This window comes from Micromonospora sp. NPDC000207 (assembly GCF_040300925.1).
Lineage (GTDB): Bacteria > Actinomycetota > Actinomycetes > Mycobacteriales > Micromonosporaceae > Micromonospora.
Genome location: NZ_JBEPEQ010000005.1, coordinates 1 through 21,517 on the forward strand (window position 1 = coordinate 1; position 21,517 = coordinate 21,517).

The following is a 21,517-nucleotide window of genomic DNA, read 5'->3' on the forward strand; positions in this document are numbered from 1 at the left end:
CGCACGCGGACGCCGCGTTGAGCGCGGGCCGGGCCGCTCTGCTGGTGCACGCGCTGACCGCAGACGCGACCCTGCTGCTCCCGGCCACCGTCGACCGGCTGCACCAGCACTACCGTGCCGCAGGCATGCCGGAGACGTATGCCCTGGTGACAGCGTTGCGGGAAGCCGGTGTTCCGGCCGTGGTCAGTGGGGCGGGCCCGACCGTACTGGCCTTCGTCGATCCGGGCGAGGGCTTCGACCCGGGAATGGATTGCCAGATCTGGCGGTTGCCGATAGACGTCAGCGGAGCCCGGGTCCACCGGGGTAGACTGGGACACGCCGAGCGGGACCCTGTTGCCGCAGGTCGGAAGAGTTGATTACGCTCTAGGCCTAGCACAGCCGCGAAGCACGCGATCTCCTGCGGGTCGGCGCACCCCCGAAGCTCTCGGCGGTCAGCCCGTCACCCCTGCCAAAGGCCACGCCGCACCGCAGTTTCCACAGGTCGTCGCAGACGGCGAGACCCGACCACCGACGCCGGTGACCGGGGAAACCGTCCGGCTGCTGTGTCACAGACTCCCGCGACGCGTCATGCGAGGCGGGTGCACCGAGGCCGCCCGGCCACCTGGTTACGACTCCGGGCAGTCCGGCCTATCGAGGGAAGGAATCCATTGAGCGACACCACCGACGTGACGTCGGATGTTTCCAACGTCGCTGGCGAAGCCGCCGCCGCCCCCACCCGCCGCCGGCGCAGCGGTACCGGCCTGTCCGCGATGCTGCTGCCGGAGTTGCAGAGCCTCGCCGCGTCGCTCGGCATTTCCGGCACGGCTCGCATGCGTAAGGGCGAGCTGATCAGCGCCATCTCCGAGCGGCAGGGTGCCGCCGCCGGCACCCCTCGACCACGGGCCGAAGCGGGGGCCGCAGGTGCTCGCGAGGAGGCGGCGCGGGAGAGCGCTCCCCGCCCGGACGCCGACCGCGGTGCCGCCGAGGCCGCACCGGCGGAGCCGGCGCCGGCCGCGACCGAGAGTCGCCCCCGGACCCGGCGGAGCCGGGCCGCTGCCGCTGCCGAGGCACGGGCCGCCGCGGAGGCGCGTCCCGAGGAGGCGCGGGCCGAGACCCGGCCGACCGACGAGCCGACCGCCCCGGCGAACGAGCGTGGCGAGAGCCGCGACCGGACCGAGCGGACCGACCGCGTCGAGCGTTCCGACCGTTCCGAACGTTCCGAGCGGACCGACCGGGCCGAGCGTTCCGACCGGGGTGACCGGTCCGACCGCACCGAGCGGGCCGAACGTTCCGAGCGGACCGACCGGGGTGACCGGTCCGACCGCAACGAGCGGGCGGAGCGTAACGACCGGGACCGCAGTGACCGGTCGGACCGCAACGAGCGGGCTGAGCGCGGCGACCGGGACCGTAACGACCGCAGCGACCGGGACCGCAGCGACCGGGGTGACCGGTCGGACCGCAACGAGCGGGCCGAGCGCGGCGACCGGGACCGTAACGACCGCAGCGACCGGGACCGTAACGACCGGGGTGACCGCAACGACCGCGACCGCAACGACCGGGGACAGCGGGCCGAGCGGGACAACGACGGTGACGACGACGGCGACGGCAGCGGCCGTCGGGGCCGACGCAGCCGGTTCCGGGACCGCCGTCGGGGTCGGGGCGACCGTGCCGACGGTGCGGAGACCGGTGGCCGCGAGCCGCAGGTCAACGAGGACGACGTGCTCGTCCCGGTGGCCGGGATCATCGACGTGCTTGACAACTACGCGTTCGTCCGGACCACCGGCTACCTGGCCGGCCCGAACGACGTCTACGTCTCGATGTCCCAGATCAAGAAGTACGGCCTGCGCCGAGGTGACGCGATCACCGGTGCGGTACGCGCGGCCCGCGAGGGAGAGCAGCGGCGCGACAAGTACAACCCGCTGGTCCGGCTGGACACGGTCAACGGCATGGAGCCCGACGAGGCCCGGCACCGTCCCGAGTTCTACAAGCTGACCCCGCTGTACCCGCAGGAGCGGCTGCGGCTGGAGACCGAGCCGCACATCCTCACCACCCGGGTGATCGACCTGGTCACCCCGATCGGCAAGGGCCAGCGGGCGCTGATCATGTCCCCGCCCAAGGCCGGTAAGACCATGGTGCTCCAGGCGATCGCCAACGCGATCACGCACAACAACCCGGAGTGCCACCTCATGGTGGTGCTGATCGACGAGCGGCCCGAAGAGGTCACCGACATGCAGCGGTCGGTCAAGGGCGAGGTCGTCGCGGCCACGTTCGACCGTCCCCCGCAGGACCACACCACTGTCGCCGAGTTGGCCATCGAGCGCGCCAAGCGCCTGGTGGAGCTGGGGCACGACGTTGTCGTGCTGCTGGACTCGGTGACCCGGCTGGGGCGGTCGTACAACCTGGCGGCACCGGCCAGCGGCCGGATCATGTCCGGTGGTATCGACTCCACGGCGCTCTACCCGCCGAAGCGCTTCCTCGGCGCGGCCCGCAACATCGAGAACGGTGGCTCCCTCACCATCCTCGCCACCGCCCTGGTGGAGACCGGTTCGGTGATGGACACGGTCATCTTCGAGGAGTTCAAGGGCACCGGTAACGCGGAGCTGAAGCTGGACCGGAAGATCGCCGACAAGCGGACCTTCCCGGCCATCGACATCCACACCTCCGGTACGCGTAAGGAGGAGATCCTGCTCGCGCCGGAGGAGCTGGCGATCATTCACAAGCTCCGCAAGGTCCTGCACTCGTTGGACTCGCAGGCGTCGCTGGATCTGCTGCTGGACAAGCTCAAGCAGACCCGGACCAACATCGAGTTCCTGATGCAGATCGCGAAGTCGACACCGGGCGAGTAACGCAGCACGTACGAACAGGGGCACGGCCGTCGGCGGTGCCCCTGTTCGCGTACCACCCCACCGACCGGCACCCCACCGACCGGGGCGTCGGGCGGATCGACACCCCTGCCCGGGGCAAAACGGTCATTCGCCCTGTCCGGGTCGTCTCCGTCGCCGCCTACCGAGCGCCTGGCGGCGGGGGTGTGTGGCCCCGGCCGGGATGGGAATGCGGGACCGGGGACTGCGGGTTGTCAGAGGCAGCACAGGGTGCGGCCCGGTTGTCGGGTCGCTTCCCGGGCATGGCAAACTGGTCAATCGGCCACTGGTACCGGTTCACGCCCGTCACGACGTCCGTCGACACCAGGGCGACCCGGCGACCACCAAGGAAAGGACCGAGGCGACATGAAGTCGAACATCCACCCGGAGTACGTGACCACCGAGGTGACCTGCTCCTGCGGCAGCTCCTTCACCACTCGTAGCACCGCCAAGGGCGGCTCCATCCACGTCGAGACCTGCAGCGCCTGCCACCCGTTCTACACCGGCAAGCAGCGCGTCCTCGACACCGCCGGCCGGGTCGCGAAGTTCCAGCAGAAGTACGCCAAGGTCCAGCCCGGCAAGGGCAACCAGGAGAACAAGGGCAAGTAACCACGCGTAGTCGGCGCCCGCGTCCGGTCTCCCGGGCGCGGGCGCTGCTTGCATGGTCGCCGGTGCTCACTGTCGTAGTCACACCGGCACCCCGCCCGTAGCGGGACCGGCCGGTCACCCGGTCCGTTCCGCCGGTCAGATCCTGCCCGGTCCACCCCCATCGTGGTCGAAGGAGCATTACCGCATGAGCAGCGAGCGCCTCGCCGCCCTCCTCGACGAGTGCGCCGCACTGGAGAAGCAGCTGGCCGATCCGGCGCTGCACGGCGACCAGAACGCCGCCCGTCGGGTCGGCCGCCGCTACGCCGAGCTGGTGCCGGTGCACAAGGCGGCCGGTGAGCTGGAACAGGCCCGCGCCGACCTGGCCGCCGCCCGGGAGCTGGCAGTCGAGGACCCCTCGTTCGCCACCGAGGTCGAGTCCATCGCGGCGACCCTGCCGGTGCTGGAGGAACGCCTCGCGGAGCTGCTCATCCCGCGTGACCCGCACGACGCCAAGGACGTCATCGTCGAGATCAAGGCCGGCGAGGGCGGTGAGGAGTCGGCCCTGTTCGCCGGTGACCTGCTGCGGATGTACACCCGCTACGCCGAGCGGCGGGGCTGGGTCACCGAGGTGATCGACGCACAGGACTCCGACCTCGGCGGGGTCAAGGACGTCTCGTTGGCGATCAAGACCAAGGGGGTGCCCGAGGGCGGCAACGGGGTCTGGTCCCGGCTGAAGTGGGAGGGCGGGGTGCACCGGGTGCAGCGCGTCCCGGTCACCGAGTCGCAGGGCCGGATCCACACCAGCGCCGCCGGGGTGCTGGTGCTGCCCGAGGCGGAGGACGTCGACGTCACGATCGACCCCAACGAACTGCGGATCGACGTGTTCCGGTCGTCCGGCCCCGGGGGGCAGTCGGTGAACACCACCGACTCGGCGGTACGGATCACCCACGTACCCACCGGCATCGTGGTGTCCTGCCAGAACGAGAAGTCCCAGCTCCAGAACCGGGAGCAGGCGATGCGGATCCTGCGGGCCCGGCTGCTGGCCGCCGCGCAGTCCGAGGCCGACGCCGCCGCCTCCGACGCCCGCAAGGCGCAGGTCCGTACGGTGGACCGTTCGGAGCGGATCCGCACCTACAACTTCCCGCAGAACCGGATCACCGACCACCGTATCGGTTACACGGCGTACAACCTCGATCTGACCCTCGGGGGCGAGCTGGACGGGGTGCTCGACGCCCTCGCCGAGGCCGACCGGGCGGCCCGTCTGGCCGGCGATCCCGACCTCGGCCGCCGCTGACACAGTCGCCGCAGGGTCAGTCGGTACGGGGCTGGGAGCGGGTCCGCAGGATGGCCCGGCCCGCCTCGGAGAAGGCGGCGTGCAGGGCGTGGCGTACCGCCGGTCCCGCCCCGCTGACCTGGGCGAATCCGACGCTGACGCCGACCGGGGTGCCGGGGACGAGGGACTCCCAGTCCTCGGCGCGGACCGCAGCCCGGATCCGGTTGCCCACCTCCACCGCCTGGGTCATGCTCGCCCCGGGGAGCACCACCACGAACTCGTCCCCGCCGTAGCGGGCGACGAAGTCGCCCCGGCGCATCACCCGGTTGATCACCCCGGCCACCCGCTGGAGCACCAGGTCCCCGGAGTGCTGGCCGTGCCGGGTGTTCACGGCGTTGAACCCGTCGAGGTCGCAGACCCCGATCACGACCTGCTCGCCCCGGTCGACGGTCGCGGCGATGTAGCGTTCGAGCCGACGTCGGTTGGGCAGCCCGGTCAGCGGGTCGGTGAGCGCCTCGCTCTCGTAGCGGGCGGCCTCCCGGCGCATCTCCTCGTGGTCGATCCGGGCGGCGACGCCGTCGATGTAGACGTCGCGGAGCCGGTCGTTGCGCTGGGCGGCGAGGCGGAACGCCAACCTGTCGCTCTGGTGTGCCGCCGCGTGGTCGCCGGCTCGGGCGAGGGCGATGCTGCGCAGTCGGGCCGACTCGGCGGCGCCGAGGGTCTCCTGGGAGACCCGGGCCTGGTCCAGTCGGGTCACCGCCTCGGCCGGTCGGTCGGCCACGACGGCCAGGCAGACCTGCCCGAGTTGGCGCATGTCCCGGGCGCGGGCGCTGTCCCCGCCGTGGCCGAGCAACCGGGCCGGGTCGTTGTCCCCACCGGTCTCGGCGGGGTCGCCGAGGCAGGCCCGGCGGGCGGCGGCGTACCCGTACGCGGCGAGGCTGCTCGGGCGCAGTTCGGCCGCGTGGCCGTCGCGCCGGTACCGGTGCAGGTCGACGGCGATGTCCCGGAGCACCCGCAGGCAGCCGTCGCTGTCGCCGTTGTGGTCCAGCGCCACCGCGTTGCGCAGCCGGATCCCCGGCGCGGCGAAGGTGGCCTCCGGGATCCCGACGGTCCCGGCGAGCTGTCGGGCCCGTTCGATGGCACCGAGGGCGTAGCCGTGGAAGCCGAGGTACGAGTAGGCCATGGCGAGGTCGTGCCAGCCCCATGCGGCGTCCCGGTCCGGGCTCTCCACCGCCCCGAGCGACCGGGCGGCCCGGACCAGGTGGACGACGCACCGGTCCAACGCTCCCTGGTGCTGCGCGGCGACGGCGGCCAGCGCGTCCAGGTGCCCGTGCAGATAGGGTTCGGGCAGGTCACGAACGGTGCCGGAGGCCTCTTCGATGGCCCTGGTGAACTCTGCGGTACGACCGAGATTGATCAGTGCCGACAGGCGCTGCACCAGGGCGTCGGCCCGCGCGTACGGGTCACTGGTGGTGCGGATCACCCGGTCCAGGATGGCGTACGCCTCGGCGGAGCAACTTGCTTCCTGCAAAGACCGGGCTTGCCTCAGGGCATCAACCTGGTCGGTGACCCGGTCGAGCCAGCCCACCCGCACCCCTCTCGTCGGTGTGTGCCATGCGTCCGCGATTCGCCGAGGACGCTCCGGACCCATCATGATTATCCCGTGACAGCCGCTCAAGGACACCCCCGTGGGGGTACGGAACCACAACGACCCTCGGTCGCGGTGGCCGCGGCGGCTCGGCGACTCGCCTCGGCCGGCGTCGAACCGGCCCGAGTCGAGGCGGAACTCCTCGTCGCCCACGTGCTCGGAGTGCCCCGGGGGCGGCTGGCGCTTGCCGATCCGCTCGGCCCCGACCAACTCGCCCGGCTGGGGGAGCTGGTCGACCGTCGGACGGCCCGTGAGCCGTTGCAGCATCTCACCGGGCGGGCGCCGTTCCGGCACCTGGAGCTGGCTGTCGGTCCCGGGGTGTTCGTCCCCCGACCGGAGACCGAGCTGCTCGCCGGATGGGGGGTCGACCGGGCGCGAGCGGCGACGGGCGACACCCCGGCCCGGCCAGGGGGCGACGTCACCGGCGAGGCGGGCGGACCCCTGGTGGTGGACCTGTGCAGCGGCTCCGGGGCGATCGCCCTCGCGGTGGCCCACGAGGTGCCGTCGGCCCGGGTGGTGGCGGTCGAGCGGTCGCCTGCGGCCCTCGCCTGGCTGCGTCGTAACACCGCCGAGCGGGCCGCCGCCGGGGACCGGCCGGTGACTGTGGTCGCCGCCGACGTCACCGACCCCCACCTGCTCACCGAACCCGATCTGCTCGCCGACCTCGTCGGCACCGTCGACGTCCTGCTCTGCAACCCGCCGTACGTGCCCCGGTCGGTGGGCGTGCCCCCGGAGGTCGCCGGGCACGACCCGGACCAGGCGGTCTTCGCCGGGGCCGACGGCCTGGAGGTGATCCGGCCGCTGGTCGCGGTGGCCGCGCGCCTGCTGCGGCCGGGCGGGGTGGTGGGCGTGGAACACGACGACACACACGGGCTCGCGGTCCCGGAGCTGTTCGCCGCCGACCGTCGGTTCACCGCCGTCGCCGGGCATCCGGACCTGGCCGGACGCCCTCGGTACGCGACAGCGTCCCGCCGGTCGGACGCCAGGGACGCCGCAGCCGATCTGACGTGGCAGACTTTCTCCTCGTGATGCTCTACGACTGCCGGTCGCCCGCCGACCGCGACCGCGGCATCGCCGCGGCCATCGAGGCGATCAAGAACGGCGAACTGGTCGTCCTCCCTACGGACACCGTCTACGGGATCGGGGCCGACGCCTTCACGCCGTACGCGGTGAAGGCCCTGCTGGACGCCAAGGGGCGGGGCCGGCAGATGCCGCCGCCGGTGCTGATCGGCTCCCGACACACCCTCGACGGGCTGGTCTACACGCTGCCGCAGGCGGCTCGTGACCTGGTCGAGGCGTTCTGGCCGGGTCCCCTGACCATCGTCATCGAGCACTCGCCGAGTCTGCGGTGGGACCTCGGCGACAAGACCGGCACCGTTGCGGTCCGGATGCCGCTGCACCCGGTGGCCCTGGAGGTGCTTCGGGAGACCGGCCCGATGGCGGTCTCCTCGGCCAACCGGACGGGCGAGCCCGCGGCGGTCACCGCCGAGCAGGCGCGCGATCAGCTCAGCTACTCCGTCCGCACGTACCTGGAGGCCGGGCCGTGCCCGGACCCGGTGCCCAGCTCGATCGTCGATCTCACCGGCGACGTTCCGCAGCTGCTGCGGGCCGGAGCGGTCAGCCTGGAGCGACTGCGCGACGTGGTCCCGGACATCGTCGAGAGTCAGGTGGGGTAGTGCCCCCGTTCACCGTCCTGCACGTCTGCATGGGCAACATCTGTCGTTCTCCGATGGCCGAGCGGATGCTGGCGCGGGCCGTGCAGGAGCGGTTGGTCACCGCCGAGGTCGACCCGGTGCGCGCCGACGAGCTGGTGCACAGCCACAGCGCCGGCACCGGTGGGTGGCACGCGGGGGAGGAGATGAACCCTCCGGCCGCCCGGCAGGTCGTCGCGCGGGGCGGCAGCGTCGACGGGTTCGCGGCCCGGAAACTGCGCTCCGACCAGATCGAGGCCGCCGACCTGGTCCTGACCGCCACCTCCGACCAGCAGGAGTACGTGGTGGCGCTGCGTCCCGACGCCGCGTCCCGCACCTTCGTGCTCGGTGAGTTCGGTCGGCTCCTGGGGGCGCTGGACACCGCCGCCCTGCCACCGACCGGGGCGACCCCGGACGCGGTGTACGCCAGGGGGGTGGCCCTGGTCGAGGCGGTGCACGCCGCCCGCGACGGCGCCTCGGCGCTGCGCACCGACGACCTGGACGACCCGTGGGGGCGGGGTGACCAGTGTTTCGACAGGGTCGCCGACGAGATCGAGGAGACGGTGCGCCCGCTCGCCGCAGCCCTGCTTTCCTGAGCTGTTCCCAGGTCCCTCGAAAGCGTCCTTTTTACGAGCTTTCTCCAGGTTGATGGGTGATTCCCGGGCTGTCGCGCCTCCGGGACGGCCATGCTGAGCGGGTCCCAGCCACTGGCTCCTGCGGGGGAAGCTGATGATCCGGACCCGGGCCCGAACCCGACTCGACAAGGTGGTGACGGCGCTGCTCGCCGGCCTGCTGGCCGGGCTGGCGCTGGCGGTGGCCGCCCTTCCGGCCGCCCTGGTCCTCGGCATCGGGGTGCAGTCCACCATCGGGGCGTACGCGCAGCTGCCCCAGTCGTTGCGGACCCCGCCGACAGCCCAGCGGTCCAACCTGTACGCCAACGACGGGGTCACCCTGATCACGTCGTTCTACACCGAGAACCGCACCGACGTACGCCTCGCCGAGGTGGCACCGATGCTCCGGCATGCCGTGGTGGCCGCCGAGGACCTGCGGTTCTACCAGCACCGGGGAGTCGACGCGCGGGCCGTCCTGCGGGCCTTCACCGCCAACCAGCGCGGCGACGGCCCCCGACAGGGCGCCTCCACGCTGACCATGCAGTACGTGCGCAACGTGCTGCGCAGCGACCCGCGTCTGACCGAGGAGCAGCGGCAGGCGGCCACCGAGATCAGCACCGGCCGCAAGCTCCAGGAGATGCGGTACGCCCTCGCCGTGGAACGGGAACTGAGCAAGGACGAGATCCTCGCCGGATACCTGAACATCGCGTACTTCGGTGCCGGGGCGTACGGGGTCGGGGCGGCCAGTCAGCGCTTCTTCTCCAAGTCCCCCCGGCACCTCACCCTCGCCGAGTCCGCCCTGTTGGCCGGGCTGCTCCAGTCGCCCGACACCGACGAGCCGATCCACGGCGACGCGGAGGCGGCACTGTCCCGCCGGTCGTACGTGCTGGACCAGTTGGTGGCCGCCGGGCAGGTGACGGCCGTCGACGCCGACCGGGCGCGGATCGAGCCGCTGCGGCTGAACCCGAGCGAGGTGCCGAACGACTGCACGGCGGTGTCGGCGCAGCGCAACGACTGGGGCTTCTTCTGCGACTGGTTCACCCGCTGGTGGAGCACCCAACCGGAGTTCGGGGCCACCCCGCAGGAGCGGCAGCGCACCCTGCGACAGGGCGGGTTCCGGATCGTCACCACCCTCGACCCGACGGTCCAGGCCGCCACCCAGACCGAGGTGCTGCGGGTGTACGGCGTCGACCACCCGCACACCGCCCCGACGGCGGTGGTGGAGCCGGGGACCGGGCGGGTGCTCGCCCTGGCGGTGAACCGGCGCTACGGCGTCGCGGAGAACCCGGCGGGACTGCGTAACCGCCCGCACACGGTCAACCAGCTCGTGGCCGGCGGCGGGGACATCGTCGGCTACCAGGCCGGGTCGACCTTCAAGCTGTTCACCATGCTCGCCGCGTTGGAGGCGGGGTTGCCGCTGCGTACCACCTTCGACGCCCCGACCCAGCTGGTCACCGGGTGGAAGATCACCGGGGCCAACAGCTGCGGTGGCTTCTGGTGCCCGAGCAACGCCAACCCGGCCGGGCAGAACGGCCCACGGACCATGTGGGACGCCTTCGGTCTCTCCGTCAACACGTACTTCGCCTGGCTGGCCGGGCAGGTCGGGGCCGACCGGGTGGTGGCGATGGCCGAGCGCCTCGGCATCGTCCTGCGGGCCGAGGAGGACGCCCGACTGGCCCGGTACGGTGCCCGGGAGTGGGGTCCGTTCACCCTGGGCGTGGCCGCCACCACCCCGCTCGACCTGGCGGGGGCGTACGCCACGGTGGCCGCCGAGGGGATGTACTGCAAGCCGACACCGGTGCTGTCGGTCACCGACGGTACCGGCCGCCCGGTGGCCGCCGGCGGCCCCGCCTGCAAGCAGGTGCTCGACACCGAGGTGGCCCGCGCCGCCGTCGACGCGGCCCGCTGCCCGGTGGGGGACCAGTCGATGTACGCCGCCTGCACCGGCGGCACCGCGACAGCCCTGCGGGCGAAGCTGGGCCGTCCGGTGGCCGGCAAGACCGGCAGCTCCGAGGGGTACGGCACCGAGACTGTGGTCGCCTTCACCCCGCAGGTGGCGGTGGCCACGATGGCGGCCAACCCGGACGACCCCGGGGACCCGGTGGGGCTGGCGGTGCAGAGTCGCCTCGTCGACCTGGTGGGACAGGTCCTCACCACCTCGCTGCGTCACGAGCCGGTACGCGACTTCGTCCCACCCGGCGCGGTGACCGCGAACCAGGTCACCGGCCCCCGCGCCGGAAACTGAGGCCACCGCCCCCGGAGCCGTCGAGGGTCTGTCCTCGCGGCGCTCCGGGAGCGCGGGCGGTCTAGCCTCCGACGGCCCGGTCGACGCCGTCGGCGGCCTGCCCTTCGGCGCCCCGGGCGATGTTGCGGGCCATTCCGCCGAAGACCACAGCGTGGAACGGGGCCACCCCCGCCCAGTACGCGTGACCTGCCAGTCCCCGGGGAAGGAAGACGGCCCGCTGGACGTACCGGCTGTGCCCGGTGGTCTCGTCGGGTTCGACGCGCATCTCCAGCCACGCCCGACCGGGCAGCCGCATCTCGGCGCGCAGCCGCAGCAGCCGACCGGGGACGATCTCCTCGACCCGCCAGAAGTCGAGCGCCTCGCCGATCTGGAGCCGGTGCGGGTCCCGCCGACCCCGCCGCAGTCCCACCCCGCCGACCAGGCGGTCCAGCCATCCCCGCACCGACCAGGCCAGCGGGAAGGAGTACCAGCCGTGCTCCCCACCGACCCCCTCGATCACCCGCCACAGGGCCGCCGGGGGTGCGGCGACCGATCGTTCGCGTACGTCGGTGTAGACCGAGCCGCCGGACCAGTCCGGGTCGCTCGGCAGCGGCTCGGCCGCCACGTCCGGCCCGCTCGCCGTCGACCATCGGGTCTCCACGTCGGCGTCCCGGATCCGGGCCAGGGCCAGCCGTACCGCCTCGTCGAAGCCGGTCAACCCGCCCTCGGGGTCGGGGATGTGCCGGGCGATGTCGTGTTCGTGGGCGACCGCCTCGTGGACCAGGCTCTCCACCAGGGGACGGGCGATGCCGCTCGGCACCGGCGTGATCAGGCCCACCCAGTGCGAGGAGAGCCCGGGGGTGAGGGGACGGACCGGCACGATGATCCGTCGACGCAGCCCGGCGGCGCGCGCGTACCGCTGCATCATCTCGCGGAAGGTCAGCACGTCCGGTCCGCCGATGTCGAACGCCCGGTCGACCTGCGGCGGAAGGGTCGCGGCGGCACAGAGGTAGCGCAACACGTCGCGGACCGCGATGGGCTGGATCCGGTTGCGTACCCAGCGCGGGGTCACCATGACCGGGAGCCGTTCGGTCAGGTAGCGGAGCATCTCGAACGACGCAGACCCGGAACCGATGATCACCGCGGCCCGGAGCACCACCGTGGGCACCTCACCGGCGAGCAGGATCCGCCCCACCTCGGACCGGGACCGCAGGTGGGGCGAGGTCGTCGTGCCCACCGGCTCCGGCCCGCCCAGGTAGACGATCCGGCGCACGCCCGCCGCGTGCGCCGCGGCGGCGAAGTTCGTCGCGGCCTCGCGGTCGGCGGCCTCGAACCGGTCCTGGCCGAGCGAGTGCACCAGGTAGTAGGCGACCTCCACCCCGTCGAAGGCCGCCGGGAGGGTCTCCGGACGGCGGAGGTCCCCCTCGACGATCTCGGCCCCGGCAGCCCAGGGCACGTCCCGCAGTCGACCGGCCCTGCGGGCCAGGCAGCGGACCGTGTGCCCGTCGGCCAACAACCGGGGCGCCAGCCGTCCGCCGATGTACCCCGTCGCCCCGGTGACCAGACATCTCACGGTCTCCAGTGTGCGGCCCCATAGACTCGGGCGCTGTGGACATCGCAACGCCCACCTTCTGGGGGCCGGACTTCGCAGAGCTCAGCGCCGTCGACCCGGAGATCGCGCAGGTGGTCCTGGGGGAGCTGGACCGGCTTCGCGGCGGTCTGCAACTGATCGCCAGTGAGAACCTGACCTCACCGGCGGTCCTCGCCGTGCTCGGGTCGACGCTGACCAACAAGTACGCCGAGGGATATCCCGGGCGGCGCTACTACGGCGGCTGCGCCGAGGTCGACAGGGCCGAGCAGATCGGCATCGACCGGGCCAGGGACCTCTTCGGGGCCGAGCACGCGAACCTCCAGCCGCACTCGGGGGCGAGCGCCAACCTGGCCACGTACGCCGCCCTGGTGCAGCCCGGTGACACGGTGCTGGCGATGGAGCTGCCGCACGGTGGGCACCTGACCCACGGCAGCCGGGTCAACTTCTCCGGCCGGTGGTTCGACTCGGTCGGCTACCCGGTCCGGCCGGACACCGAGCTGATCGACTACGACGAGGTACGGGACCTGGCCCGACTGCACCGGCCGAAGATGATCATCTGTGGGGCGACGGCGTACCCGAGGCTGATCGACTTCCGTCGGTTCCGGGAGATCGCCGACGAGGTCTCGGCGTACCTGGTGGTGGACGCCGCGCACTTCATCGGCCTGGTGGCCGGCGGGGCGATCCCCTCCCCGGTGCCGTACGCCGACGTCGTCTGCGCCACCACGCACAAGGTGTTGCGGGGTCCCCGGGGCGGGATGATCCTCTGCCGGGAGTCGTTGGCCCAACGGATCGACAAGGCGGTCTTCCCGTTCACCCAGGGCGGCCCGCTGATGCACGCCGTCGCGGCCAAGGCGGTCGCCCTGCGCGAGGCCGCCCAGCCGGAGTTCCGGGCGTACGCCGCCCAGGTGGTGAGCAACGCCCAGGCCCTCGCCGCCGGACTGGCAGCGGAGGGGATGCGCCCCGTCTCCGGGGGCACCGACACCCACCTGGCCCTGATCGACCTGCGGGGGCTGGGCGTGACGGGTGCCGAGGCCGAGGCCCGGTGCGACGCCGCCGGCATCACCCTGAACAAGAACGCCGTCCCGTACGACCCGGAGAAGCCGACTGTCGCCTCCGGCATCCGGGTGGGTTCCCCCAGCGTCACCACCCAGGGCATGCGGGAGGGCGAGATGCGGCGGATTGCGGCGTTGATCGGGGAGGCGGTCCGCACCGACCCGGCCGATCCCGGCGGAGCGGACACTGCGACGCGGATCGCGGCCGAGGTGTCCGAGCTGGTCGCCGAGTTCCCGGCGTACCCCCGATGAGCGCGCCGGAGGCGGGTCGCCCGTCCACGCCCGAACCGCCGGCGGTCCGCTTCCCGTCGGACGCGCCGCCGGCCGGGCAGCCGGGGGCGATCCGGGCCCGACTGCCGTTCCTGCGGTTCACACTGGTCGCCTGCGCGGTGCTGGCGGTGCTGGCGGTGCCCGGGGCGGCACTGCTGCGCGGGCCGACGAGCGCGGCCGGGGTGGCCGCCGGGATCGGCCTGGTGGTCGCCAGCTACCTGATCTCCGGGCTCTCGGTCGCCTGGGCCGACGCGGTGAACCCGAAGCTGATCATGCCCTTCGGTCTGGTGACGTACGGCATCAAGATCGTGATCCTCGGTGTGGCGATGTCGGCGGTCGCCGCCACCGGATGGGCCGGGCTGACGGACATGGGAGTGGCCATCATCGCGGCTGTGATCGTCTGGACCGGAGCCCATCTGACCTGGGCTCTTCGCACCCCGCTGCCGTACACCCAGCCGGCGGCGGGCGACAGCGGGGGACCGGGTGGAGGGCCGAGGTCGGGGTCGTAGCAGAAGATCTCGGTGATGCCGGTGTGATGTCGGATTTCTGTCCGGCCGGTCGGGATGCCCTGTCGCGCGGTACAGGAGTAGTCTTGGCCGCGGTTGACGCGCCTGCCGTACGCCCGCACGCTTTTGCAGTGTGGGGGGTGCCGCACACTCCAGCGCGCCCCTGCTGATATTCTTCGCCACGTCATGGGCGATGACCTTCACTCTGGAAAATCCGATGAGCACTCGTCGGAAGGTGCGGCCGGTGCCGTCGTTGGCTACCTGCTCGCCGGAATTCTGGCGTGGGGGTTCCTCGGGTGGTTGGCGGAGCGCTTCCTCGGTCTGCCGAACGGTCTCGGGGTCGCCGCCGGCATGATCCTCGGCGCAGCCGGAGCGATCTACCTGATCATGAAGAGGCTCAGTGCTTGAAGTGCCGGCACGTGCGGGTCTGTCGAGTGCGGAGGAAGACACGGTGAGTAGAGAGCTGGTCGCAGCCGAGGGCCTACCATGGCCCCCCAGCGTCGGGGACTTCTACCCGCCGGAGCTGGCCGGTCCCTGGGTGACCAAGTTCGGCTTGATGGTCTGGTTGGCCGTCGCCCTGATCATCATCTTCTTCATGGTGACCTACCGGAACCCGAAGCTGGTTCCGACAAAGGGTCAGTGGATGGCCGAGTCGGTCTACGGCCTGGTCCGGGACAACATCGCCCGGGAGCAGATGGGCAAGGACGGCATCCGCTTCGCCCCCTACTTCACGGTTCTGTTCTGCTTCATCGCGGTGACGAACCTGTTCGGGGTCACCCCCCTGTTGCAGATTTCGCCGAACTCGCACATCGCGTTCCCGATCGTGCTCGCGGCGATCACGTTCTTCATGTACATCTACATCGGTGTCCGGAAGCACGGATTCGGCCGCTACATCAAGCAGAGCCTGATCATCCCGGGCGTGCCGTGGCCGATGCACGTCCTGTTGATCCCGATCGAGTTCCTGCAGACGTTCATCAACCGGCCGGTCACCCTCGCGGTCCGACTGTTCGCGAACATGTTCGCCGGTCACCTGATCCTGCTGGTCTTCACCGTCGGTGGCTTCGTGCTGCTGGCCTCGGACAACATCCTCATCCAGGCGACCTCCGTGTTCGCCTTCCTGATGGCGATCGTGATGGCCTTCTTCGAGGTCCTGGTCTCCCTTCTGCAGGCGTACGTCTTCGTGACGCTGAGCGCCAACTACATCGGGTCGTCGCTGGCCGACGAGCACTGATCCCCGCTCGGTGGGCCGCCCGGCCGACCAAGCTTCTGGTACCGACCGCGACGCGTGAAAGCTCACGCGCCAAACAGGAGGAATACCCGCAATGGACGTTCTCGCCGCTATCAACGGTAACGTCAACACCATCGGATACGGCCTCGCCGCCGTCGGTCCGGCGATCGGTGTTGCCCTGATCTTCGTGGCGTACATCAACTCCAGCGCCCGTCAGCCGGAGTCGGCCGGTTACAACCGGACCTGGCTGGTCCTGGGCTTCGCCCTGGTCGAGGCGCTCGCCCTGTTCGGCCTGGTGCTCGCCTTCGCCGTCAACTGACCGTCCGCTCTTAGACCCGGAGGTCCGACATGTTTCTCGCCGCCGAGGGCCACCACCCACTCGTGCCGATCTGGCAAGAGATCGTCATCGGGTCGATCGCCTTCGCCCTGCTCTGCTTCGTCCTGATGAAGTTCGTCCTCCCACGTATGGAGGACATGTACCAGGCGCGGGTCGACGCGATCGAGGGTGGCATCAAGCGCGCCGAGGCGGCTCAGGCCGAGGCGAACCAACTGCTGGAGCAGTACCGCACCCAGCTCGCCGAGGTACGGACCGAGGCGGCGAAGATCCGGGACAACGCCCGGGCCGACGCCGAGGCGATCCGCACCGAGATCCTCGGCAAGGCCCGCGAGGAGTCCGACCGGGTCATCGCCGCAGGCCGCGAGGCGCTCGCGGTGGAGCGTGAGACCCTGGTGCGCGAACTGCGTGCCGAGGTCGGCGGGCTCGCTGTCGATCTGGCCAGCAAGATCGTCGGTGAGTCCCTCGCCGACGAGGCCCGTCGCAAGGGCACTGTCGAGCGGTTCCTGACCGGTCTCGAGAGCGCGGGGGCCCGCTGATGCAGGCCGCCAGCCGGGAGTCCTACCGGGCCGCCGTCGAGCGACTGGAGACGTACGTCCGGGGCGCACAGCCCTCGGCGATCGCCGCCACCGCCGACGAGCTGCTCGCCGTGGCTGGTCTGCTCCGTCGGGAGCCCCGGCTGCGCCGGGCGCTGTCCGACCCGGCCCGTCCCGGGACGGACCGGGCCGCCCTGGTCGCCGGAATGCTCGGCGGCAAGGTCGGAGCCGCCACTCTCGACCTGGTCGGCTCGCTCGTCGCCGGCCGCTGGTCGACGTCGTCGGAACTGCTCGACGGTGCCGAGCGGCTCGGTGTGGACGCGCTGCTGGCCGGCGCCGAGTCCAACGGTGACCTCGGTGAGGTCGAGGACGAGCTGTTCCGCTTCGGCCAGCTGGTCGACGCCGAGCCGCAGCTGTCCAACCTGCTGACCGACCCGATCGCGCCGGTAGCCCAGCGCGCCGGGCTGGTGCGGGACCTGCTGGCCGGCAAGGCACGTCCGGCTACCGTCGCCCTGGTCGAGGTGGCACTCGCCGGTTTCGGTGGGCGGTCCCTGCATGGGGCGCTCACCCGGCTGGTCGAGCTCGCCGCCGACCGGCAGGACCGGCAGGTGGCGTACGTCACCGTGGCCGCACCTCTGGGTGACGACGAGGAACGCCGACTGGGCGACCAGCTGGCGCGGATATACGGTCGGCAGGTCGACGTCAAGCAGAACGTCGATCCCGCCGTACTCGGCGGGGTCAGCGTTCAGGTCGGCCCCGACCTCTACGACGGCACCGTCCTGCGTCGCCTCAGCCAGACCCGCAACGCGCTCGCGAAGCGCTGACCGGCTCAGCCGCACAGCGCCCTGAACGACAGACGCCATTCGGACCGGTCGGTACTAGGTATCCCGGGCCCCTGATACTTAAGGAAGCAGAGGATGGCCGAGCTGACCATCTCGACGGAGGAGATCCGTGGCGCCCTCGAGCGCTACGTCTCCTCCTACTCGCCCGACGTCTCCCGTGAAGAGGTCGGCACCGTCACCGACACCGGTGACGGCATCGCCCACGTCGAGGGGCTGCCCTCGACGATGACCAACGAGCTCCTCGAGTTCGAGGACGGCACCCTCGGCCTGGCGTTGAACCTCGACGTCCGGGAGATCGGTGTCGTCGTCCTCGGCGACTACTCCGGCATCGAGGAGGGGCAGCGGGTCAAGCGCACCGGCCGGGTCCTGTCGGTGCCGGTCGGCGACGGCTTCCTGGGCCGCGTGGTCGACGCGCTCGGCGCGCCGATCGACGGTCTCGGTGAGATCGCCAACGAGGGCTACCGCGAGCTGGAGCTCCAGGCTCCGAACGTGATGTCCCGTAAGTCGGTCGAGGAGCCGCTGCAGAGCGGCATCAAGGCCATCGACGCGATGACCCCGGTCGGTCGGGGCCAGCGGCAGCTGATCATCGGTGACCGTAAGACCGGTAAGACCACTGTCGCGCTCGACACCATCCTCAACCAGCGGGACAACTGGGCCTCCGGCGACCCGAAGAAGCAGGTCCGCTGCATCTACGTCGCCATCGGCCAGAAGGCCTCCACGATCGCCTCGATCAAGGGCATCCTGGAGGAGGCGGGCGCGATGGAGTACACCACCATCGTCGCCTCCCCGGCCTCTGACCCGGCCGGCTTCAAGTACCTCGCCCCGTACACCGGCTCCTCCATCGGGCAGCACTGGATGTACGGCGGCAAGCACGTCCTGATCGTCTTCGACGACCTGAGCAAGCAGGCCGAGGCGTACCGGGCGGTCTCGCTGCTCCTGCGTCGTCCGCCGGGCCGTGAGGCGTACCCGGGTGACGTCTTCTACCTGCACTCGCGGCTGCTGGAGCGCTGCGCGAAGCTCTCCGACGAGCTGGGTGGCGGTTCGATGACCGGCCTGCCGATCATCGAGACGAAGGCCAACGACATCTCGGCCTTCATCCCGACCAACGTCATCTCGATCACCGACGGTCAGATCTTCCTGGAGACCGACCTGTTCAACCAGGGCGTCCGTCCGGCGATCAACGTCGGTACCTCGGTCTCCCGGGTCGGTGGTGCGGCGCAGGTCAAGCCGATGAAGAAGGTCGCCGGTTCGCTGCGGCTGAACCTGGCCCAGTACCGGGAGCTGGAGGCGTTCGCCGCCTTCGCCTCGGACCTGGACAAGGCGTCCCGGGCGCAGCTGGAGCGCGGTGCCCGACTGGTCGAGCTGCTCAAGCAGCCGAACTACTCGCCGTACCCGGTGCAGGAGCAGGTGGTCTCGGTCTGGGCCGGCACCGAGGGCAAGCTCGACGACATCCCGGTCGGCGAGATCCGGCGCTTCGAGTCGGAGTTCCTCCAGTACCTGCGGCACAAGCACGAGGGTGTGCTGGCGACCATCGCCGACAACAAGTGGGGCGACGACGTCATCTCCTCGCTGGACACCGCGATCGCCGAGTTCAAGCAGCTCTTCCTCGGCAAGGAGGACGAGCGTCGGGTCAACGAGGCACCGGCCGAGCCGCTGGAGGGTGAGCAGGACCGCGAGACGGTCACCCGCTACAGCAGTGGCGCCCCGGCGCAGAAGAAGTAGGGCCGGGAGATGGCCGCGCAGGTACGCGTTCTTCGCCAACGGATCCGTTCGGCGAAGGGGATGAAGAAGATCACCAAGGCGATGGAGCTCGTGGCGACGAGCCGCATCGCCAAGGCCCAGGCCCGCGTGGCGGCGTCCCTGCCGTACTCCCGGGCCATCACCGGCGTGCTCTCCGCGCTGGCGTCCAACGCGCAGCTCGACCACCCCCTGCTCACCGCCCGCCCGCAGGTTCGGCGGGTCGGCGTCCTGTTGGTCACCTCCGACCGGGGTCTGGCGGGTGGGTACAGCTCGAACGCGATCAAGACGGCCGAGTCGCTGCTCGCCCGGCTCAAGGCCGAGGGCAAGGAGCCGGTGCTCTATGTGATCGGGCGTAAGGGAGTCGGGTTCTTCCGGTTCCGGGACCGGCCGATCGAGGCGAACTGGACCGGCTTCTCCGAGCAGCCGACCTTCGCCAACGCCCGGGAGGTGGGAGAGACGCTGATCAAGGCGTTCACCGCCGGCGCGGACGACGTGGTGGACGGGGCCGGGCCGGACGGGGTGCACGGGGTGGACGAGTTGCACATCGTCTACACCGAGTTCCACTCCCTGATGACCCAGAACCCGGTCACCCGGATCCTCGGCCCGATGCAGGTCGAGGAGCGGCCCCGGTCCGAGGCGAAGGCGGAGCAGTTGCCGCCGGACTACGACTTCGAGCCGGACGCGGAAGAGCTGCTCGACGCCCTGCTGCCGAAGTACATCAACACGCGGATCTACGCGGCGTTGCTGGAGTCGGCGGCGAGTGAGTCGGCAGCTCGGCGGCGGGCGATGAAGAGCGCCACCGACAACGCCGGAGAGATGATCGAGAAGTACACGCGTGAGATGAACTCGGCCCGCCAGGCCGGGATCACCCAGGAGATCAGTGAGATCGTCGGCGGCGCGAACGCGCTGGCCGCGTCGGGAAGTGAAGTGTGATGACTGTTTCCGCAGTTGCTGGTGGACCAGCTGAGACCAAGACGGCCACCGGTCGGGTGGTCCGGGTCATCGGCCCGGTCGTCGACGCCGAGTTCCCGCGCGAGGCCATGCCGGAGCTCTTCAACGCCCTGCAGGTGGACGTGACCCTCGCCGGCGGCGAGAAGACGCTGACCCTGGAGGTCGCCCAGCACCTGGGCGACAACCTGGTCCGCGCCATCTCGATGCAGCCGACCGACGGCCTGGTCCGTGGGGCCGTGGTCCGGGACACCGGCAAGCCGATCAGCGTGCCGGTGGGTGACACCGTCAAGGGACACGTGTTCAACGCGATCGGGGAGTGCCTCAACCTCACCGAGGGCGAGACCCTGAGCCCGGACGACCACTGGGGTATCCACCGCAAGGCCCCGGCCTTCGCGGACCTGGAGCCGAAGACCGAGATGCTGGAGACCGGCATCAAGGTCATCGACCTGCTCGCCCCGTACGTCAAGGGCGGCAAGATCGGCCTGTTCGGCGGCGCGGGTGTGGGCAAGACGGTGCTCATCCAGGAGATGATCACCCGAGTGGCCCGGAACTTCGGTGGTACCTCGGTCTTCGCCGGGGTGGGGGAGCGGACCCGTGAGGGCAACGACCTCATCGCCGAGATGACCGAGTCCGGCGTCATCGACAAGACCGCCCTGGTCTTCGGCCAGATGGACGAGCCGCCGGGCACCCGGCTCCGGGTCGCCCTCTCCGCCCTGACCATGGCGGAGTACTTCCGGGACGTGAAGAAGCAGGAGGTGCTGCTCTTCATCGACAACATCTTCCGCTTCACCCAGGCCGGTTCCGAGGTCTCCACCCTGCTCGGCCGGATGCCTAGCGCTGTGGGCTACCAGCCGACCCTGGCGGACGAGATGGGCGAGCTCCAGGAGCGGATCACCTCCGTCCGGGGCCAGGCCATCACCTCCCTCCAGGCGATCTACGTGCCGGCCGACGACTACACCGACCCGGCCCCGGCGACCACCTTCGCCCACCTGGACGCGACCACCAACCTGGAGCGGTCGATCTCCGACAAGGGCATCTACCCGGCGGTGGACCCCCTGGCGTCCTCCTCCCGGATCCTCGCCCCGGAGTTCGTCGGCGAGGAGCACTTCGCGGTGGCGACCGACGTGAAGCGGATCCTGCAGAAGTACAAGGACCTGCAGGACATCATCGCCATCCTCGGTATCGAGGAGCTCTCCGAGGAAGACAAGATCGTCGTGCAGCGCGCGCGGCGGATCGAGCGCTTCCTGTCGCAGAACACCTACGCGGCGGAGCAGTTCACCGGCCAGCCGGGTTCGACGGTCCCGATCGCCGAGACCATCGAGTCCTTCAAGAAGATCAGCGAGGGGGAGTACGACCACTTCCCCGAGCAGGCCTTCTTCATGTGCGGTGGCCTGGAAGACCTTGAGGCCAAGGCCGCGGAGCTGATGAAGAGCTGACCACCGGCTCGCCGAGTAGGTGGATCGAAGGCCCATGGACGAGGACCGTCCCGGAAACACCGGGGCGGTCCACGTTCATCTGGGTGGCCTATGATCCCCGGGTCCGGCTCCTCGACGCGACGCTCCCCCGAAACGCGAGGTACCGTCGACCCGCAG

19 protein-coding genes and 1 pseudogene are annotated in these 21,517 nt (G+C 71.0%); 18 read left to right on the plus strand and 2 right to left on the minus strand.

Features of this window, described 5'->3' with window-relative positions; genetic code table 11:
- From ABT336_RS02785 to prfA, 4 genes and pseudogenes are all read left to right on the plus strand, one after another.
- Positions 1-356: pseudogene (locus ABT336_RS02785) on the plus strand (homoserine kinase); the annotation flags it as partial.
- Between the two features lie 291 nt (positions 357-647).
- A complete protein-coding gene (rho, locus tag ABT336_RS02790; RefSeq protein WP_350894757.1) occupies positions 648-2,825 on the plus strand; it encodes a transcription termination factor Rho in 2,178 nt (725 codons plus the stop codon).
- Between the two features lie 381 nt (positions 2,826-3,206).
- The gene (gene rpmE / locus ABT336_RS02795) at positions 3,207-3,449 is read left to right on the plus strand and encodes a 50S ribosomal protein L31 (RefSeq protein WP_350894758.1); all 243 of its coding nucleotides are present in this window, start codon (positions 3,207-3,209) and stop codon (positions 3,447-3,449) included.
- 184 nt (positions 3,450-3,633) lie between these two features.
- Positions 3,634-4,722, plus strand: a complete 1,089-nt coding sequence (gene prfA / locus ABT336_RS02800) for a peptide chain release factor 1 (RefSeq protein WP_350894759.1) — start codon at positions 3,634-3,636, stop codon at positions 4,720-4,722.
- 16 nt (positions 4,723-4,738) lie between these two features.
- Here the strand turns inward: prfA and ABT336_RS02805 are convergent, their stop codons facing one another.
- Positions 4,739-6,289 (minus strand): GGDEF domain-containing protein, encoded by a 1,551-nt coding sequence (locus ABT336_RS02805; protein ID WP_350894760.1) that lies wholly within the window; start codon positions 6,287-6,289, stop codon positions 4,739-4,741.
- 135 nt (positions 6,290-6,424) lie between these two features.
- Here ABT336_RS02805 and prmC point away from each other — a divergent pair, with 135 nt between their 5' ends.
- From prmC to ABT336_RS02825, 4 genes are all read left to right on the plus strand, one after another.
- The gene (gene prmC, locus ABT336_RS02810; RefSeq protein ID WP_350894761.1) at positions 6,425-7,378 is read left to right on the plus strand and encodes a peptide chain release factor N(5)-glutamine methyltransferase; all 954 of its coding nucleotides are present in this window, start codon (positions 6,425-6,427) and stop codon (positions 7,376-7,378) included.
- Positions 7,378-8,025: an L-threonylcarbamoyladenylate synthase gene (locus tag ABT336_RS02815; protein WP_350894832.1), complete on the plus strand. Its 648-nt coding sequence runs from the start codon at positions 7,378-7,380 to the stop codon at positions 8,023-8,025. Before prmC ends, ABT336_RS02815 begins: the two co-directional genes overlap by 1 nt.
- A complete protein-coding gene (locus ABT336_RS02820) occupies positions 8,025-8,636 on the plus strand; it encodes an arsenate reductase/protein-tyrosine-phosphatase family protein (protein WP_350894762.1) in 612 nt (203 codons plus the stop codon). The genes ABT336_RS02815 and ABT336_RS02820 overlap by 1 nt, the downstream gene beginning before the upstream one ends.
- A gap of 133 nt (positions 8,637-8,769) precedes the next feature.
- Entirely contained in the window at positions 8,770-10,896 is a 2,127-nt protein-coding gene (locus tag ABT336_RS02825) for a transglycosylase domain-containing protein (protein ID WP_350894763.1), read from the plus strand.
- 61 nt (positions 10,897-10,957) lie between these two features.
- Here the strand turns inward: ABT336_RS02825 and ABT336_RS02830 are convergent, their stop codons facing one another.
- Positions 10,958-12,448, minus strand: coding sequence for an SDR family oxidoreductase (locus tag ABT336_RS02830; protein ID WP_350894764.1), 1,491 nt, complete (start codon positions 12,446-12,448; stop codon positions 10,958-10,960).
- 35 nt (positions 12,449-12,483) lie between these two features.
- Between ABT336_RS02830 and glyA the strand changes: the two genes are divergently transcribed.
- The 10 genes from glyA to atpD all read left to right on the plus strand — a co-directional run bounded on the left by glyA (position 12,484) and on the right by atpD (position 21,361).
- Positions 12,484-13,770 carry a serine hydroxymethyltransferase gene (gene glyA, locus ABT336_RS02835; protein WP_350894765.1) on the plus strand — a complete coding sequence of 429 codons (1,287 nt, stop codon included), beginning with the start codon at positions 12,484-12,486 and terminating at the stop codon, positions 13,768-13,770.
- Positions 13,767-14,297, plus strand: coding sequence for a hypothetical protein (locus tag ABT336_RS02840; protein ID WP_350894766.1), 531 nt, complete (start codon positions 13,767-13,769; stop codon positions 14,295-14,297). The genes glyA and ABT336_RS02840 overlap by 4 nt, the downstream gene beginning before the upstream one ends.
- 183 nt (positions 14,298-14,480) lie before the next feature.
- Complete coding sequence (locus ABT336_RS02845; protein ID WP_350894767.1) at positions 14,481-14,702, plus strand: hypothetical protein; 222 nt, start codon at positions 14,481-14,483, stop codon at positions 14,700-14,702.
- 1 nt (position 14,703) lies between these two features.
- Positions 14,704-15,525, plus strand: a complete 822-nt coding sequence (atpB, locus tag ABT336_RS02850; RefSeq protein WP_350894768.1) for a F0F1 ATP synthase subunit A — start codon at positions 14,704-14,706, stop codon at positions 15,523-15,525.
- Between the two features lie 91 nt (positions 15,526-15,616).
- Positions 15,617-15,841 carry an ATP synthase F0 subunit C gene (gene atpE / locus ABT336_RS02855; RefSeq protein WP_350894769.1) on the plus strand — a complete coding sequence of 75 codons (225 nt, stop codon included), beginning with the start codon at positions 15,617-15,619 and terminating at the stop codon, positions 15,839-15,841.
- Between the two features lie 29 nt (positions 15,842-15,870).
- Positions 15,871-16,395 carry a F0F1 ATP synthase subunit B gene (locus ABT336_RS02860; RefSeq protein ID WP_350894770.1) on the plus strand — a complete coding sequence of 175 codons (525 nt, stop codon included), beginning with the start codon at positions 15,871-15,873 and terminating at the stop codon, positions 16,393-16,395.
- Positions 16,395-17,216, plus strand: a complete 822-nt coding sequence (locus tag ABT336_RS02865) for a F0F1 ATP synthase subunit delta (RefSeq protein ID WP_350894771.1) — start codon at positions 16,395-16,397, stop codon at positions 17,214-17,216. The genes ABT336_RS02860 and ABT336_RS02865 overlap by 1 nt, the downstream gene beginning before the upstream one ends.
- Positions 17,217-17,309: 93 nt before the next feature.
- Positions 17,310-18,956 carry a F0F1 ATP synthase subunit alpha gene (gene atpA / locus ABT336_RS02870; RefSeq protein ID WP_350894772.1) on the plus strand — a complete coding sequence of 549 codons (1,647 nt, stop codon included), beginning with the start codon at positions 17,310-17,312 and terminating at the stop codon, positions 18,954-18,956.
- Positions 18,957-18,965: 9 nt separating this feature from the next.
- Positions 18,966-19,907, plus strand: coding sequence for a F0F1 ATP synthase subunit gamma (locus ABT336_RS02875; protein WP_350894773.1), 942 nt, complete (start codon positions 18,966-18,968; stop codon positions 19,905-19,907).
- Positions 19,907-21,361 carry a F0F1 ATP synthase subunit beta gene (atpD, locus tag ABT336_RS02880; RefSeq protein WP_350894774.1) on the plus strand — a complete coding sequence of 485 codons (1,455 nt, stop codon included), beginning with the start codon at positions 19,907-19,909 and terminating at the stop codon, positions 21,359-21,361. Before ABT336_RS02875 ends, atpD begins: the two co-directional genes overlap by 1 nt.
- Positions 21,362-21,517 lie beyond the last annotated feature (156 nt).